This window comes from Rhodococcus sp. TAF43 (assembly GCF_052113525.1).
In the GTDB taxonomy this organism is placed as follows: Bacteria; Actinomycetota; Actinomycetes; order Mycobacteriales; family Mycobacteriaceae; genus Prescottella.
The window spans coordinates 1-16,449 of record NZ_JBFRDL010000023.1; the positions used below are offsets into that span (position 1 = coordinate 1).

Genomic DNA, 16,449 nt, shown 5'->3' on the forward strand with positions numbered 1-16,449 from the left:
CTCGGCGGACAACCCCACCGCAGGTGCACTTGCGGTGGGGTTGACCGCCACCAGCCCCTGTCTGGGGTCGTCACCACCATCGGTGTCGCGCAGCATTACCCGAGCAGGTTTGACGGTCACACCGACACTCCCGCGGACGACCAGACAACTTCCGCGACTGGGTCGCGATAACTGCAAGACGGGGCCGAGTGATGGTTAACCATGAGTACCATCACTCTGGCCCATAGATCATCTACTCGGACATGAAGGCGATGGACTCTGGCGTTCTCATGCTCGCGGTGGGGGGGTGAACTGTCTTCTCGACGACCGTGAAGTCAAGGTATCCCAGGCGTGCAAGCGGACGCATCTTCTCGATGTCGAGCATACCGTCGGTGAGGAAGTTCTCATCGATGTGGATTCCGATCACCTGGGCGATCAGCAGGTAGGTGGACGACTCAGGTGTGGCACCAGGCAGGAAGATCGATTGCTGAAGCTTGCATTCGAACTGCACCGGGGCTCCGGCCACGAGCGGAGCCTTGATTAGCGTCGACGGGACGGACTCCAGCCCTGCGTAGTCGAACTCACTGACGGCAGGGGGGAGGTCATGATTGGTCATGACGATCTCGTCGAAATGACGCTCGGTGGCCATGCTCCAGCCCAGTTCGCCGGTTGCCATCGCGTTGGCGGCGGTGTCCTTCGGGCGACCGTCCGGTTGGCAGTTCACCGCCACTGAGATCGTCGGCGGGTCCCACGTCACGTTCTGAAATTGACTGTAAGGGGCTAGGTTCGGCACTCCGTTCGCGTCCACCGTCGACATCCAGCCGATAGGTCGCGGCACACAGGACGCCTTGAATGGGTTGTACGGCAGTCCGCTCGATTCGACTTCCGGCCTGTAGAACATCTGCATCTCCTGTCCGAAACCGGCACCATGCCAGCAACCAGCTAACTTCAGTATTTGTAGCAGAGTAGCGACATCAGTCGTTCGATGTTAAACAAAGCGCGCAAAGCTGACTCTTCAGCACAGGCGTCCACGCGACCCAACGGATCCGACCATATGGCGACGGCCGGGCCTAAACGAACGTTCCCGACCGAAACTGAATGAATGCAGTCGATCGTCGCGACACCCCGATGACTGAGGTGTTGATGAGAAGACAGGCGGGATGGATGAATGAACTCACTGGCCGGGCGCGATGAATTGACTAGGTTCATCACCGCCGTTTCGGAGCGGAATCCAGCCCTTCAAATAACCAGTGGGGCTTGATCATCGAGTCGTCAGAAGTAGTCCCCAATCCGGTTCACTGTCCGCGACGGCGCAGCGGTAGAGCTTGCGTTTCACGGCGCGGTTTCCGGTGAGGTCGGCCAGTCGCAGCTCGTTCGGTGCGCGTGCGCGGCGGAGCCTCGCGCAACCAGGTCGTCGGTGGGTCGGCGGGCCTCAACCGGCCTCTTGGAGTCGCTGACGGTCACTCTGATCGACAAACGCCCGCACTCAGAAGTAGATACTGTTATTGAAGTGACCTGGAGCTCACAGGTGGGACTCAGACCAAGTGCGACTTCCAATGCACGGTAGTCGTGTTCGAGGGGCAAAGCTTCGCCGCGACCAGCCAATCGACAAACCTCAGTGGCGGACCGGCGACATCACAGGGGCACCGGCAACGGGCCTCAAAGACGCTTGGCCAAAGATGAGGCGCACCACGGAGGAGCCCCTCGTCTCATCGGGGAAGCAGCGAGCGCAGCGTCAGGATCAGGAAGATTGACATCGCTAGAGCCGAACAACGGGCGACGGCGCGGTGGCCTTCTTCAATGTAGGCAGATCGTTCGGATCTACGAGAGTCTGGATTCACACGAGCAGCTCGAGCTTGAGGCTGCACTTCCCGAGAGTCACACGGGTTTCAGATCGGGGCTACCTGGACCGGGCATCTTCCGATGCTGGGTGCGATAACTACATCTATCGACGGTCACCCACAGAAACCCACGTGAGGATAGTGCCCCGCGGGGTGGTGGACTTCGGATCAGGTTCGACATCGCATAGTGATCAACGAGTCAGGTTGAATGCTAACTGATTTCGAGTGTGGTCGACATCCTCTTGGCGGGTGTGGTGGCGGCGTGTTCCTTCGTGGCGATCACGGCTCGGAGTTCGTCCATGCTGACGTCGGAGACGTAGCGGCGGGTGACCTGCCATTCGTCGTGTTGCTCGATCACCACCGCGGTCGCCAGGCGTAGGAACGCGGCCGGGTTGGGGAAGATCTCCACGACGTCGGCTCGGCGTTTGATCTCTTTGTTGAGGCGTTCGATCGGGTTGTTGGACCAGATCTTCTGCCAGTGCGCCCGCGGGAACGCGGTGAACGCGAGCACGTCGTGTTTCGCGGATTCCATCATCGCCGCGACCTTCGGGAACGATGAGGTGAGGGTGTCGACGACCTGGTCCCACTGGGCGGCGACCTCGACGGGGTCGGTGTGCGCGAAGATAGTTTTGACCGCGGCAAATCACGGGCGGCACGTGCTTCGAGTGCACGGCGCCTTGTAAGTTCCGCATGAAGTGCACCCGGCAGCGCTGCCATGCGACACCGGTGAACTGTTGCGTGACAGCGGCTTTCAAGCCAGCATGGGCATCGGAGACGACCAGGTGCACTCCCGACAGACCTCGGGCCTTCAATCCGATCAGGAACTCGCGCCAGAACTCGAAGGACTCGCTGTCTCCGACGGCGATGCCGAGGACCTCGCGGGTGCCGTCGATCGACACCCCTGTCGCCACGACAAGGGCCTGGGAGACCACGTGCGCACCCACCCGCACCTTGCAATACGTCGCGTCGAGGAACACGTACGGGAACGTGGTGTGCGTGAGAGTGCGGTCGTGGAATCGGGAGATCTCGGCGTCGAGGCCTGCGCAGACGCGGGAGACCTCGGACTTCGACACTCCAGAGCTCACGCCCAACGCGGCGACGAGGTCGTCGACACTGCGGGTCGAGACGCCGTGGACGTAGGCCTCCATGATCACCGCATGCAGGGCCTTGTCGATCCGTCGGCGGCGTTCGAGCAGCGAGGGGAAGAACGAGCCGGCCCGCAGTTTGGGGATCTTGACCTCGACGTCGCCGCTGGTGGTCGAGATCGTCTTGCTGCGGTGTCCGTTGCGGTGCGTGGATCGGGTGTCGGTGCGTTCGTAGCGGCCGGCGCCGAGAGCCTCGGTGGCCTCGGCTTCGATCAGCTCCTGCAGGCCGGCGCGGATCAGTTCGGCGAACACGGACGCCACATCGGCGCCCTTGAGCGTGTCCAGACGACGCCTAGGCCAGGCCGGCAGCCAAGAGGCCCTACCCCCGTGCCATGTCCACGAACCGCGACAGGTGCAGCTGGTGCGCGACAGTGATGGTCGCGGTCGGACCGCCACGGTGCTTGCCGAGAATGATGTCGGCCTCGCCGCCGCGCGGGTCGTCCCGTTCGAAGGCGTCAGGGCGGTGCAGCAGCATCACCATGTCGGCGTCCTGCTCGAGCGAGCCGGACTCACGCAGGTCGGAAACCTGCGGGCGCTTGTCGGTTCGCTGCTCGGGACCACGGTTGAGCTGACAGATCGCGACCACCGGCACCTCGAGTTCCTTCGCGAGAAGCTTGAGGCTTCGCGAGAACTCGGAGACTTCCTGCTGACGGGACTCGACCTTCTTGCCCGACGACATCAGCTGCAGGTAGTCGATCACGATCAGCTTGATGTCGTGCTTCTGCTTGAGCCGGCGCGCCTTGGCCCGGATCTCCATCATCGTCAGGTTGGGGGAGTCGTCGATGTACAGCGGGGCCTCGCTGATCTCGCTCATCCGCCGCGCCAACCGTGTCCAGTCGTCGTCGGTCATCTTGCCCGAGCGCATGTCCGAGAGCTTGATCTTCGCCTCCGCCGACAGCAGACGCATCACGATCTCGGTCTTGCTCATTTCCAGCGAGAAGATGACGCTGGCCATGCCGTGCTTGATCGAGCACGACCGCATGAAGTCCATGCCGATGGTGGAATTGTGCGTCGGCACCATCGACCGGCCGGCCAGGTACAGGTGGTCTGCGTTGTCGACCTCGACGCACCGCACCGGAACCGAGTCGATCTTGCGGACGTCGACGATGTAGCGCGAGCCGGACCGGGCCGTGCCGTGGCCGGCGCGACGCTCCTTGTGCAACAAAGCCTTCCGCGGCAGGCCGAACACCTCGTCGTCCGTCGCGAAGGTCAGTGTGAATGCGGTCGAGGACGCGTCGGTCCGGCCGTTCACCCGCTTGGTGCTCAGCTGGCAGCGGTAGCCGAGGCTGACGATCAGCTCCTCGACATCACGCACCAGTCGCTCACTGGTCACGCTGAACTGCACCGAGCCACCGTGGGTGACAGTGCCGTCGGTGTCCAGCAGTCCGGCGAGCACGGCCCGCCGCTGCGTCTCCGAGCCACGCAGGTACTGCACCGGAATGTGCTTGTTTCCCAACACTCCGAGAGTGCGCAGCCCGAAGGCCAACGTGTCCGAGGACAGGTCGTATTCGGCCTGCTCGCCCTCGATCCGCATGACGATCTCCGGATCGACAGACTCCGCATCGCCGAGCCACGCACCGAACGAGTACGGGGGTACGGCCAGATCCTGCGCCGGCAGCCGCAGTGGCCGCGTGTTCGTCACCGAATGCGCGCGCTCGCCGTCCAGACTTCGCAGACTCGCCGCGATCTCACCGGTGGTTCGTACGGACTCGTCGGCGAGGGTCTCCGTCAGCCACTGGTGCTGCTCGTCGGCGACCAGGACGGTGCCGTCGGAGAATTCCACCTCGTAGCAGGGGCGGTCGGTCATCACCTCGGTCGCGGCGACGACGGTGGTCGGCTTGCCGTGGGCGTCGATCAACTGGTCACCGACGGCCACCTCACCCATCGTCGTCCAACCGGTGGGCGTCGCGAGCGGGGTGTCGAGGGCGAGCGCCTTGCCCACGCCAGGCCGCGCCGCGACGATGATCATCTGACCGGGGTGCAGGCCGTTGGTGACCTCGTCGAGCTCGGCGAATCCGGTGGGCACGCCGAGGGACAGGCCGCCGCGGCTGGCGATGGAGTCGATCTCGTCCATCGTGGGCTGCAGCAACTCCTCGAGCGGCATGAAGTCCTCGGTGGTGCGACGCTCGGTGACCTCGAAGATCTCCGCCTGTGCACGGTCCACCACCTCGGCGACGTCCTGGCCGTCGGAGCCGGCGTAGCCGTACTGCACGATGCGGGTGCCGGCGTCGACCAGGCGGCGCAGCACCGACTTCTCGGCCACGATCTCCGCGTAGAAGGCGGCGTTGGCCGCGGTCGGCACCGTCTGGGTGAGCGTCACCAGATAGGGGGCGCCGCCGATGCGGCGCAGCTCGCCACGACGGTCCAGTTCGGCGGAGACCGTCACCGGGTCGGCCGGCTCGCCGCGGCTGTACAGGTCGAGGATCGCGTCGTACACCGACTGATGCGCGGGGCGGTAGAAATCGCCCGGCCGCAGGACCTCGAGCACGTCGGCGATCGCGTCCTTGCTCAGCAGCATGCCGCCCAGCACCGACTGCTCCGCGACCATGTCTTGCGGAGGCTGCCGACCGAACTCCTCGCTGGGCTCCTCCGGGGGTCCCGGGTACTCGGAATGACCACGATCATCTACAACCGCCAACGCGACCGCCTTCTCCGCACGAGGCTTTCGATCCCGTCCGAACAACTCGCCGGACGGCACCATTCACACTCTTTGTACCCGTATCCCCCGACAATCTGTCGCCGCCCCGCGGGTGGCTCGAGAGACACGCTCGGCCCGACGGTAGGGGTCTCTAGTACCCCATATCAAACCGGCCTGTGGACAGAGTTGTGGATGAAGTGGGGACGCAGAACCCTCGAGTGTTAACCGGCTGGGGAAAACTGGGGATAACCTGGGGATCGACGAATATCACACTCGACAATCCGCAGGTAGAAGTGGGTTTTTCTTTTCACAACCCTGTGGATGAAGGGTAGTTCGGCGTGTCGCCTAGGTTGACAACCCGGGCGTGTTGGGTAAACGGCCGCCCAATAGAGGTATGTCACAGGTCACAATATTGGCACCGGGTGGCGAATCTATCCACAGCCCGTCCCCAGCCGACGCGAAGGGCCCCGCGGACCGGAGTCCGCGGGGCCCTTGGAGAGAACGGGTCGACTATGCGCCGACGACGTTCAGGTGGAACTTGGCAGCAACCTCGGGGTGCAGGTTGACCACGATCTGGTGCTTGCCGGTGCTCTTGATGTGAGCCTTCGGCAGCTCCAGGCTGCGCTTGTCGACGACCGGGCCGCCGGCAGCCTTGATGGCGCCTGCAACGTCGGCCGCGGTGACGGAACCGAACAGCTTGCCCGAGTCACCGGCGGTCTTCACCGACAGCGACACACCCTCGAGACCCTCGATGGCAGCCTTGAGCTCCTTGGCGTGGTCGAGGCCACGGACCGCGCGCGCGTCCTGCGCACGACGGATGCCCTCGACCTGCTTCTGGGCGCCACGGGTGGCAACGATCGCCAGGCCGCGGGGGAGCAGGTAGTTACGGCCGTAGCCGTCCTTGACCTCAACGGTGTCGCCGGGCGCACCGAGGTTGTCCACGTCAGCGGTGAGGATCAGCTTCATGTCGTCCCTCCCTTTCCTTAGCGAGCCGTCGAGACGTAAGGCAGCAGGGCCACCTCACGCGAGTTCTTCACGGCAACGGCCACGTCGCGCTGGTGCTGAACGCAGTTGCCGGTGACACGGCGGGCGCGGATCTTGCCGCGGTCGCTGACGTACTTACGCAGCAGCGTCGTGTCCTTGTAGTTGATCTGCGTGTTCTTTTCCTTGCAGAACGTGCAGACCTTCTTCTTCATAACCTTGTCGCGCAGCGGCGGCTTCGGCATGTCTTTCTCCGTTTTCTGGATGTTCCGATCGGGTACGGATCAGAACGGCGGTTCGTCGTCTCCGCCACGGGCGCCTCCGAAGGAGCCCGCCTGCGGCGCGCTGCCCCACGGATCGTCTCCGCCCTGGCTGTAATTGTTGGACGCCGGACGTCCGCCGCCGGATCCGCCGGAGGAGCCACCGAAGCCGCCCCCGCCACCGCCGCCACCACGGTTGGCCTTGTTGACCTTGGCCGTGGCGTAACGGAGCGAGGGGCCGATCTCGTCGACCTCGAGCTCTACGACAGTGCGCTTCTCACCTTCACGAGTTTCGTAGGAGCGCTGCTTGAGCCGGCCGCTCACGATCACTCGCGAGCCGCGGGTCAAACTCTCCGCAACGTTCTCCGCTGCCTCACGCCAGATGTTGCAGCGCAAGAACAGGGCCTCGCCGTCTTTCCATTCATTGGTCTGACGATCGAAGGTACGGGGCGTGGACGCGACGGTGAAGTTCGCGACCGCAGCACCCGCGGGGGTGAAACGAAGCTCGGGATCAGCCGTCAGGTTTCCGATGACGGTGATTACGGTGTCGCCTGCCATGTGGTTCCTCCTGCTGTGTGTGGAGTTCCTGTTGTTCCAAAGCCTAGGTGCTGGTACCGACGTCGCCGGTACCGACTGAAACCTGTGCCTGGATCAGACGGGAATCACTTGCCGTGGCGCAGGACCTTCGTACGAAGCACCGACTCGTTCAGACCCAGCTGACGGTCGAGCTCGTTGACGGTGGCCGGCTCGGCGGTGATATCGATGACCGCGTAGATGCCTTCGCTGTTCTTGGCGATCTCGTACGCGAGACGACGCTTACCCCACACGTCGACCTTGTCGACACTGCCGCCATCCTTGCGGACGACATTGAGGAACGTATCCAGCGACGGGGCGACGGTGCGCTCGTCCAGGCTGGGGTCGAGAATGACCATCAATTCGTAATGACGCATAAGACCTCATCACCTCCTATGGACTGTGAAACGGCCACGGACTGTCCGTGGCAGGAGGGTCGTTGCGTCAGCAACCTTTGCAGGGTACACGAGCAGCCTTTGACCTGCGAAATTGGTCCGGACGGTCGCTTCCCGCCGATGTCGCCGATCCCACCGGCCGCCGGGATCGCCCTACGCTGGATTTCATGCGGGCGGCGGCGAACATCCGGACCGGAACGACGGTCACCATCCTCACCGCCTGCCTGCTGACGATGATCCTCGGCTACCTCGACAAGTCCCGCTGCATCGGTCCGCCGTTCGGCGCGGACGGCCGCAGCCTGATCTTCGACAGGATCAAGGACCGCGACGTCTGCTACTCCGACATCCAGCTCCTGTGGCTGGGCCGCGGCATCGACCAGCACCTGTTCCCGTACACCGGCGGCATCACCCCGGACGGCGTGCTCACCGGCAGCACCGTCGAGTACCCGGTGCTCAGCGGCCTGCTGATGTGGCTCGGCGGGATCGGCGCCCACACCGACGCCGCGTTCCTGCTGCATTCGGCGCTGCTGCTGGCGCCGTTCGGGCTGCTCACCGCGTGGATGCTCGGACGGCTCGCGGGACGCGCCGCGCTGCTGTGGGCGGCGAGTCCGCCGCTGCTGCTGTACGCGTTCCACAACTGGGAGCTACCCGTCGTCGCGACGTCGGTCGGGGCGATCGCGGTGATGGCCTCGCACCGCTGGTCGCTGCGCACCCGCGCGGTGCTCGCCGCCGTCCTGCTCGGGATCGGGTTCTGCCTCAAGCTCTATCCGGGGTTGTTCGTGCTGCCGCTGGCGCTGTACGTCCTCACCGAGGGCCGGGACCGGAACCGCCTCGACGTCCGGGGCGCCGCCGCGGTACTCGGGGCCGCGGCGGCAACGGTGGTCGCGATCAACGTGCCGTTCGCGCTGACCCACTACGACGGCTGGCGGGCGTCGTTCACGTTCCAGCAGCTGCGCACGGCCGATCTCACCAGCAACAGCATCTGGTACTGGGGGCTGCGGCCACTGATGGGTGTGGACCTGCACGGCTCCGACACCTACAACCACGTCGTGGGCATCGTGTCGCCGCTCGCGCTGTGCGCCGTACTGGCCCTCGCGGTGTGGCTGGGCTGGAAGCATTTCGAACGCCACGGCAGCTATCCGTGGATCGGCGTGAGCGGCGCGATGCTGTGCGCGTTCCTGCTGCTGCACAAGGTGCACTCGCCGCAGTACACGCTGTGGCTGATCCCCTTCCTGGTGCTGCTGCGGGTGCCGTGGTCGCTGGTCGCGGCCTACCTGGTGGCAGACCTGACGCTCGGCATCGGGGTGTTCCGCTGGTTCGACACCCTCGCCACCCGATCAGACACCGGCACCACCGAATTCGTCGTCAATCTCGGCGTGTGGGGGCAGGCCGCCCTGCTCGTCGTGCTGTTCTTCGTCTTCGTCGGCGCCCCGCTGCGCCGGACGGAGCGCGGCGATCCCCTCCCCACGAGGCCGCCGGCGGCAGTCCCGGCCGCGGCGCCTTGACCGCGCGCAGCCGGACCACTCCGTGTCGGGCTGTCCCGGGGTACGTTTCGGATTCCATGGAGTCCACACCGAAGCGTCTGACGCTCCGCCTCGCCGCACCGGCGGCGGTGGCGGCGGCCGCGGTCGCCGCCTGCGGGTTCGTGCTCTGGGCCGATCCGACGATGCCGGGCGGAGTCATCCCGGTGTGCCCGACGAAGGCGCTGCTCGGAATCGACTGCCCGCTGTGTGGCGGCACGCGAATGCTGTACTCGCTCCTCCACTTCGACCTCTCGGACGCGTTGCGGTACAACGCGTCGGGAGTCGTCGTCGCGGTCCTGCTCCTCGCCGGGTACGGCGTCTGGACCTGGGGCCGGGTTCGGGGTCGGGTACTGGACGCGCGGCATCTCCGACGGATTCCGGCAGTCGCGCTCGCTGCGGCCGCGATCTGGTTCGTGCTCAGGAACATTCCGATCGCACCGTTCACCGGCCTGCAGGTCTGATCGGTCACGAAAAGCCCTCCGATCGAACGACTCCCGCGCCCCAGCAGTTCGGCGACAGAGCACGCTCCACCGGAAGCAGGACCTCACTCGGCGCGCACTGGAACCCGGGGGCGCAGCCATGCCGGCAACCATTTCGGTGGCGCGTCCTCGGCCTGGTCGAGGACGCCGCCGACGGGGTCGTCGATGAAGCCGAACCGCACCAGATCCTCCGACGGCCGGTAGATCTGACGCAGGATCAATGCGCACAGCGCGAGGACTGCGAGGTCGCGCAGCACGACGGCGCCGGTGAACCACTGCTCGGGCAGTCCCTTGTTGGACACGCCGAGGTAGTACATCATCCGCGGCACCCAGACGAGGGCGTCGATCGTCATCCACGCCAGCAGGATCCGACGGTGGGGGAGGGCGAGGACCGCGAGCGGCACCAGCCACAGCGAGTACTGCGGGCTCCACACCTTGTTGGTGAGCAGGAACCCGGCCACCACCAGGAAGCACAGCTGCGCCACCCGGGGCCGAGTCGCCGCGGTCAGGGCCACCCAGGCGACACCGGCGCAGACCGCGACGAACGCCAGCAGCGACACCGCGTTGAGCACGCTGGGCGCCTCGCCCGCGGCGAGGGGGCCGTCGAAGCCGGCCCACCCGGTGAACGAGGTGATGACGTTGTAGATCGAGTCGGGGTCGGCGCCGCGCTCGGAGTTGAGGCGGTAGAACTCCGCCCAGCCGCGCGGGAACAGCAGCGCGATGGGCAGATTCACCGCCAGCCAGGCTCCGGCCGCGGCCGCGGTCGCCTGCCACCACGGGCGCATCCGTCCCGTACGCAGACACAGCACCAGCAGCGGGCCGAGCAGGAACAGCGGATAGAGCTTCGCGGCGCCGCCGAGGCCGAGGAGGATGCCGGCGAGAACCGGACGTTTACGCGACCACGCGAGCAGACCACCGGCCGCGAAGGCCGTCGCCAACAGGTCGAAGTTGGTGAAGGCGTGGACGATCACCAGTGGCGAGCAGGCGACGAGCGCCGCGTCCCACACGCGGCGGCCGGCCAGCAGCGCACTGGCCCACACCGTCACCAGCCACGCCGCGGCCAGGCCGAGCGCCACCACGTTGAAGTAGATCGCGACCTGCAGTCCGCCGGGCAGCCACGGGGTCGCGTCCCACGCCTTCGCGACCACCATCGACGCGTACTGGTAGAGCCCGGACAGCACCGGGTACTCCATGTAGCGACGCTGCACAGAGCCGTCGGCGGCCGGCTCCTCCCACCACTTCTTGTACGGGAAGGCGCCCTCGTCGAGATGTTCGGCGCCGTACAGCGGGACGGTGTCGGAGTAACACATCGCCACGTACTGGCGGTTGCCGCTCCAGTCCAATCCCAGCGCGCCGTCGGCGCCGACCGGGCCCTGCTGGATGCAGCCGGCCTTGGTGAACCAACCGAGACTCAGGAACACCACGGCCAGCAGCAGAATCACCCGCATCGGGGTGAAGAAGCGGGTCCGTCCGATCAGCGCGTGCCGACCGACCGGGCCACCGATCGTCGACGACAGTTGTGCCGTCAGCGGATCGGTGTGGCCCGGCACGTCCCGCCAGTCCGCGGAGCGCCGATCCGCAGCGAGCGGCGCCGGCGACACCAGCTCGACGCCGGTGTCGGTCTCGGTGCTGCCCGGTGCGTTGTCGGCCACCCCGCGAGGCTACCGGGAAAGGGCTATCCGACGGGGACCGGCTGCGGGACCGCTCGCTGCTGCCCCTCCGGGGCCGTCGTGTCCGGCGGCTCCTGCCCCGACGTCGGCTCCTCCGGTGACGGAGTGGTAGTCGTGTCGGTGGGCTTGCCCGGCTTGATGCCCGGAATCGGGATCGTCACGCCCGGAAGGATCTCCATGTTGCTCGTGGTGATCTCGAGCGGCGGCGGAGTCGTCGTCGGCGGGGCCGTGGTCGACGGGGGCGCCGACGACGTCTTCGGCGCGGCCGGTGCCGAGTACGCGGGAACTCCCGAGACACCGGCGATCGGATCCGGCGTCGGGAACTTCTCGATGTCGGTGCCCTTCAGCGCACCGTCCATCGTCGCCTTCCAGATGTCCGACGGCAGACCCGAGCCGTAGATCATTCCGCCGTAGCTGTTCTCGATCGGCAGACCCTGCTCGGTACCGACCCACACCGCCGTCGACAGCGACGGGGTGTAGCCGACCATCCACGCGTCCTTGTTGGAGCCGGTGTCACCGAGCTGCGCGGTGCCGGTCTTTGACGCCGACGGACGGCCACCGGCCAGCCCGTGGCCGCGCGAGTACGCCGCGATCGGCGTCATTGCGGCGGTGGTGTTGTCGGCCACCGCGGCGTCGATGACTTCCTCGCCGGTCGGCGTGCCGCGGTCGAGCAGCACGGTGCCGTCGGAGGTGACGACCTTCTGCACGAAGTGCGGCGTGTGGTAGACGCCGGAGGCCGCGAGCGTCGCGTACGCGGACGCCATGTCGATGGGCCGGGACTGGTACTGGCCCAGCACGATGCCGTTGTTCGGTCCGACGCCGCCCGGCTCGGTGAGCGAGGGGCCCACGCCCGGGATGTCCTCGGGGATGCCGGCCTTGTGGGCGATGTCGGCGATGGCCTGCGGGCCGTCGTCCATCTGCAGCATCTGCCGGTAGAAGCTGGTGTTGAGTGAACGCTTGAGGGCCTCGGCGATGGTGCACGTGCCGCAGGACTCGCCCTCGACGTTGCCGATCGTGATGCCGTTGACGGTGAGCGGGCCGCTGTCGTACATCTGCGACAGCGGGATGCCCTGGTCCAGCGCGGCCGCGAGGCCGAACACCTTGAACGACGAACCGGTCTGCAGGCCGGCCTGCGCGAAGTCGTAGCCGCCGCCGTCGGCGCCGCCGTAGTAGGCGCGCACGGCACCCGACTTCGGGTCGACGGACACGACCGCGGTCCGCAGCTCGGACGGCTCACCGTCCATGTACGTCTCGACGGCGTCGACGGCAGCCGCCTGCGCCTGCGGGTCGATCGTCGAGGTGATCTGCAGGCCCTCGGTGTTGAGGTCCTGCTCGCTGATGCCGGCCGCCGACAGCTCCTTCAGCACCTGCTGCTTGATCAGGCCCTCCGGCCCGTTGCCGCCGCTGCCGTTGTCGACCTCGGCGAGAGGAATGACCTGCGGGAACTGGGTGGCGGCACGATCGGCGGCGCTGAGCGTGCCGCTGTCGACCATGCCGTCGAGGACGTAGTTCCAACGCGACTGGGCGCCGGTGGGATTGGTCTCGGGGTCCAGCAGCGACGGCAGCTGGATGACCGCGGCGAGCACGCCGCCCTCGGCCACCGTCAACTGCTCGACCGGCTTGCCGAAGTACGCCTCGGACGCGGCCGCGATGCCGTACGCGCCGCGACCGAAGTAGATGGTGTTGAGGTACGCGGCGAGGATGTCGTCCTTGGACCACTGCTTGGCCATCTTCGACGAGATCACCAGCTCACGCATCTTGCGGGTGAGCGAGCGCTCCGAACCCACGAGCGCGTTCTTCACGTACTGCTGGGTGATGGTGGAGCCACCGCCGGCGCTGTCCTTGCCGAGCACGTTGTCGCGGGCCGCGCGCGCGAAACCGCTGACCGAGAATCCGGGGTTGGTGTAGAAGTTCCGGTCCTCGGCCGAGAGCACCGCGTTGCGCACGTGCTCCGGAATCTGGTCGATCGTGACCTCGGTGCGGTTGCCCTCGGGCGGCACGACGCGGCTGATCTCCGTCGTCCCGTCCGACGCCAGGATCGTCGCGACCTGATTGGTCTTCATGTCGCCGGGCTTCGGTACGTCCTCGACGATGTACGCGACCATGAACGTCAGCATCGGCACGATCAGGCCGAGCGCGACCACGGCGTACGCGGTGCGGCGCGCGATCTTCCACTTGCTGGACTTGGTCTTCTTCGGACCCTTCGGCGGCTGACCGCCCGATCCGTCACCGGACTTGCGTGCGGTCGGCGGCGGGCCGGCCGGCGGACGCCCACCGGGACCGCGGCCCCCACCCTGTGCCGGACGCGGTCCCCCCTGTGCCGCACGCTGGCCGCCCTGGGGCGGACGCGGTCCCCCCTGCGGCGGGCGCTGGCCTCCCTGCGGTGGACGACCACCCTGCTGCGGCTGCCGTGGAGCCGGGCGACCGCCCTGCTGGGGACCCGGGTTGCGGCGCGGCGCGGGGCCCCCGGGGCCACCCACGGGACGGCCGGGCTGCTGCCCGGCCGGTCGTCCACTCTGCTGCGGGCCGTTCGGACGCCGCGGTCCGGTAGGTCGACCCTGGGGGTTGTTGGGGGAACTCACGTACGAATCTCCAGTAATCGGGTGACTGTGGGCAGTCCTCGGTTGCGTCGGTCGGTGGGCACAGCTGTCGGCTTCCTACGCTGTCGGTTCACTACTACTCACTGGCGGTGCGGCGGCGCGGTGAGGACGTCCTCCTCGGCCGCTTCGGTGCCGGTACCGCACCGAGAACGTAGGACTGGACCAAGTGGTTCCAGCTGCATGTGCGGCACACCTCGACCACATGGACCGAGAATTCCTCCTCGGTCGCGGCCAGACGAACCAGTTCCTCGGGTGTCCGCGCCGAGCCCGACACCGGGCCCAGTTTGTCGCCGAACACCCAAGATACGAGGGTCAACTCTTCCTTGCGACAGATCGGGCACATCACCGAACTGCTGCGGCCGTGGAACTTGGCCGCACGCAGCAGGTAGGGGCTCGCATCGCAGACTTCGGTCACGCCGGTCCGCCCCGAGTAGACCTCGGCGAGCAGGGACCGGCGCTGCAGCGCGTAGTCCACGACCTGCCGCTGTATCCGCACGGAGACCAGAGTACGTGCGTCACCCGTCGGCGGGGTGTGCCGGGAGGCGCCGCACGTGGGGACGAACACAAGGTCTTGACATGCGACGGTACCGCCGGAAACGGGTGGCGCCGGGCGACCGTCCGAGCGGTTTCCTAAGATCACGACCGTGTCCGGGCAGGCTTCCTCCAGTACTCGTGCGCGCGATATCGATCGCGCGCAGACCTGCGGAGTGCTCGACGCCGGATACAGCGAGGGCCAGCTCGACACGACCGAGTACGACGCCCGCACCGCCGCCGCGATGAAGGCCAAGACGCTCGGTGAACTCGACGCGCTGGTGTCCGACCTGCAGATTCCCGCGCACCTCGTCGAGACCGCACTCCGGACCGCCACCGCACCCCGTCGATTACGGCGCGGGCCGGTGATCGCCGCGGCCATCGCGGCCGTCGCCGTCGTGATCGGGACCGTGTTCTTCGTCGCACGCGACGACGAGACCGCGCAGACGCCCGCCGCGCCGGAGGTCGTTGCCGCGGCCGAGGAACCCGCGCCGCTGCCGGCACCGATTCCGGGCGAGCCCGACGCGATCGTGATCGAGCCGATCGACACGACCACCGTCGAGGGGATCCGGGCTTTCATCGACCGATACCGCGCCAAGTTCAAGGACACCCTGGTCGATCGCGCCATCTTCTACCCCGAGCGGGCGTCGGTGGACCGCGCGGTCGACGGGGCACCACACCTGTACCAGCGGTACGACTTCATGAACGGGTTCAAGCCGTCGATGACCCCGAATGGGCGAGGCCCCGACACACAAGCGATCGACCTGGCCGACATCGATCTCGACCGGCTGGCGGCCAACCTCGCCACGGCCCCGGATCGGGTACGGCTCTCGACCGGCCGGATCGGCGACATCGACGTACGCACCACCAGCGGCGAGGTCGAGGTGGCGATCAGCGTCGAGAGCCCTGACAAGCGATCCGGCAGCGTGTACACGACACTCGGCGGCGACGAGATCGACGTCCGAACTGCGGACAGGTGACGATGACACCGACCGAACGCCGAAACCTCGCGACCTCCCTGCGCCTACGCGCCCGTGACAGCGACCGCGACGGTGTGTGCGAGGTGCTCGACGCGGCGCGCGGCACCGGCCAGTTGTCCGAGGACGAACACCGCGCCCGCCTGGAATCCGCGGCGACGGCACGCACGCTGGGCGATCTGGACCGCCTCGTTCGGGACTTGCAGGTTCCGCGGGAGCTGTCGAATGCGGTTCCTGCCCCACCGCGGGACCGGAGCATGCGGTGGATCGCCGCTCTCGGTATCGCGGCCGTGCTCACGGTGGGCGGGGCCGTGGTCCTGACGCAGTCGGGCGAAGACGCGCCTTCCGCCGCCCCGGGCGTCGCCGCCGTCGATGCGGAATCGTCCGACCTGTTGACGCTCACCGAGATGAACCGCCTGTTCGACACCCTCGAGCAGAAGCTCGGCGGCCTGGAGGTCGACGAGCTGCGCGTGTACCCCGAGCGTGCCGACATCGTTCGCCCTGTCCCGGGAAAGCCTGGCCGGAGCGAGAGGTACAGCTACGAGATCGAATCCGGGAGTCCCACCTTCGACGGTCCCGACGACGGTGGAACCCGCACACCCACCGTTCCGGTGGACCTCGCGGAACTTCGGCCGAACCTGCCCAAGCTGATCGGCTTGGTCCGCGGGATCGAGCGGAGCGTCGCAGTGCCGAACCCGGACTCGGTCCATCTGTCGATCGAGCGCGACCGCTCCGACGACATACCGGCCGTCGAGATCCTGGCGTCCAATCAGGACATCGCGGCCAACGGGTGGCTGACCATGGGTTTCGACGGCGAGATTCTGGAAGTCCGTAGAGCCGACCAGTAGGCACTTCGT

At 66.9% G+C, this 16,449-nt stretch carries 13 protein-coding genes and 1 pseudogene; 4 read left to right on the plus strand and 10 right to left on the minus strand.

What is annotated here, in order from left to right; translation table 11 throughout:
* Positions 1–232 precede the first annotated feature (232 nt).
* The 7 genes and pseudogenes from AB4Z09_RS15660 to rpsF all read right to left on the minus strand — a co-directional run bounded on the left by AB4Z09_RS15660 (position 233) and on the right by rpsF (position 7,794).
* Positions 233–886, minus strand: a complete 654-nt coding sequence (locus tag AB4Z09_RS15660) for a flavin reductase family protein (protein ID WP_442240125.1) — start codon at positions 884–886, stop codon at positions 233–235.
* Positions 887–2,031: 1,145 nt separating this feature from the next.
* Positions 2,032–3,274, minus strand: a pseudogene (locus AB4Z09_RS15665) (IS256 family transposase).
* Between the two features lie 10 nt (positions 3,275–3,284).
* Positions 3,285–5,603, minus strand: coding sequence for a replicative DNA helicase (gene dnaB, locus AB4Z09_RS15670; protein WP_114720440.1), 2,319 nt, complete (start codon positions 5,601–5,603; stop codon positions 3,285–3,287).
* Positions 5,604–6,113: 510 nt separating this feature from the next.
* On the minus strand, positions 6,114–6,569 hold the full coding sequence (gene rplI / locus AB4Z09_RS15675) for a 50S ribosomal protein L9 (RefSeq protein ID WP_114720109.1): 456 nt from the start codon (positions 6,567–6,569) through the stop codon (positions 6,114–6,116).
* Between the two features lie 17 nt (positions 6,570–6,586).
* On the minus strand, positions 6,587–6,829 hold the full coding sequence (rpsR, locus tag AB4Z09_RS15680; protein ID WP_114720111.1) for a 30S ribosomal protein S18: 243 nt from the start codon (positions 6,827–6,829) through the stop codon (positions 6,587–6,589).
* A gap of 39 nt (positions 6,830–6,868) precedes the next feature.
* Positions 6,869–7,402: a single-stranded DNA-binding protein gene (locus tag AB4Z09_RS15685; protein WP_114720113.1), complete on the minus strand. Its 534-nt coding sequence runs from the start codon at positions 7,400–7,402 to the stop codon at positions 6,869–6,871.
* Between the two features lie 104 nt (positions 7,403–7,506).
* The gene (gene rpsF, locus AB4Z09_RS15690; RefSeq protein ID WP_114720115.1) at positions 7,507–7,794 is read right to left on the minus strand and encodes a 30S ribosomal protein S6; all 288 of its coding nucleotides are present in this window, start codon (positions 7,792–7,794) and stop codon (positions 7,507–7,509) included.
* 185 nt (positions 7,795–7,979) lie between these two features.
* Between rpsF and AB4Z09_RS15695 the strand changes: the two genes are divergently transcribed.
* Entirely contained in the window at positions 7,980–9,317 is a 1,338-nt protein-coding gene (locus tag AB4Z09_RS15695) for a glycosyltransferase 87 family protein (protein ID WP_442240126.1), read from the plus strand.
* 56 nt (positions 9,318–9,373) lie between these two features.
* Positions 9,374–9,796: a DUF2752 domain-containing protein gene (locus AB4Z09_RS15700; protein WP_442240127.1), complete on the plus strand. Its 423-nt coding sequence runs from the start codon at positions 9,374–9,376 to the stop codon at positions 9,794–9,796.
* Between the two features lie 83 nt (positions 9,797–9,879).
* Here AB4Z09_RS15700 and AB4Z09_RS15705 read toward each other — a convergent pair whose 3' ends face one another.
* The 3 genes from AB4Z09_RS15705 to AB4Z09_RS15715 all read right to left on the minus strand — a co-directional run bounded on the left by AB4Z09_RS15705 (position 9,880) and on the right by AB4Z09_RS15715 (position 14,580).
* Complete coding sequence (locus AB4Z09_RS15705; RefSeq protein WP_442240128.1) at positions 9,880–11,466, minus strand: glycosyltransferase family 87 protein; 1,587 nt, start codon at positions 11,464–11,466, stop codon at positions 9,880–9,882.
* 23 nt (positions 11,467–11,489) lie between these two features.
* A complete protein-coding gene (locus tag AB4Z09_RS15710; protein ID WP_441346836.1) occupies positions 11,490–13,628 on the minus strand; it encodes a transglycosylase domain-containing protein in 2,139 nt (712 codons plus the stop codon).
* Positions 13,629–14,160: 532 nt separating this feature from the next.
* Positions 14,161–14,580: a DUF5318 domain-containing protein gene (locus tag AB4Z09_RS15715; protein ID WP_174914146.1), complete on the minus strand. Its 420-nt coding sequence runs from the start codon at positions 14,578–14,580 to the stop codon at positions 14,161–14,163.
* A gap of 148 nt (positions 14,581–14,728) precedes the next feature.
* On the opposite strand from AB4Z09_RS15715, the gene AB4Z09_RS15720 reads away from it, so the two are divergent.
* Together AB4Z09_RS15720 and AB4Z09_RS15725 are read left to right on the plus strand one after the other, a co-directional pair.
* Complete coding sequence (locus tag AB4Z09_RS15720; protein ID WP_442240129.1) at positions 14,729–15,595, plus strand: DUF1707 SHOCT-like domain-containing protein; 867 nt, start codon at positions 14,729–14,731, stop codon at positions 15,593–15,595.
* Positions 15,596–15,597: 2 nt separating this feature from the next.
* Complete coding sequence (locus AB4Z09_RS15725) at positions 15,598–16,440, plus strand: DUF1707 SHOCT-like domain-containing protein (protein WP_442240130.1); 843 nt, start codon at positions 15,598–15,600, stop codon at positions 16,438–16,440.
* The last annotated feature ends 9 nt before the right edge of the window (positions 16,441–16,449 follow it).

Coding starts and splice junctions, on each gene's coding strand:
- AB4Z09_RS15660 (WP_442240125.1), bottom strand. CDS start 886: ATGCAGATGTTCTACAGGCCGGAAGTCGAATCGAGCGGACTGCCGTAC.
- rplI (WP_114720109.1), bottom strand. CDS start 6,569: ATGAAGCTGATCCTCACCGCTGACGTGGACAACCTCGGTGCGCCCGGC.
- rpsR (WP_114720111.1), bottom strand. CDS start 6,829: ATGCCGAAGCCGCCGCTGCGCGACAAGGTTATGAAGAAGAAGGTCTGC.
- AB4Z09_RS15685 (WP_114720113.1), bottom strand. CDS start 7,402: ATGGCAGGCGACACCGTAATCACCGTCATCGGAAACCTGACGGCTGAT.
- rpsF (WP_114720115.1), bottom strand. CDS start 7,794: ATGCGTCATTACGAATTGATGGTCATTCTCGACCCCAGCCTGGACGAG.
- AB4Z09_RS15695 (WP_442240126.1), top strand. CDS start 7,980: ATGCGGGCGGCGGCGAACATCCGGACCGGAACGACGGTCACCATCCTC.
- AB4Z09_RS15700 (WP_442240127.1), top strand. CDS start 9,374: ATGGAGTCCACACCGAAGCGTCTGACGCTCCGCCTCGCCGCACCGGCG.
- AB4Z09_RS15725 (WP_442240130.1), top strand. CDS start 15,598: ATGACACCGACCGAACGCCGAAACCTCGCGACCTCCCTGCGCCTACGC.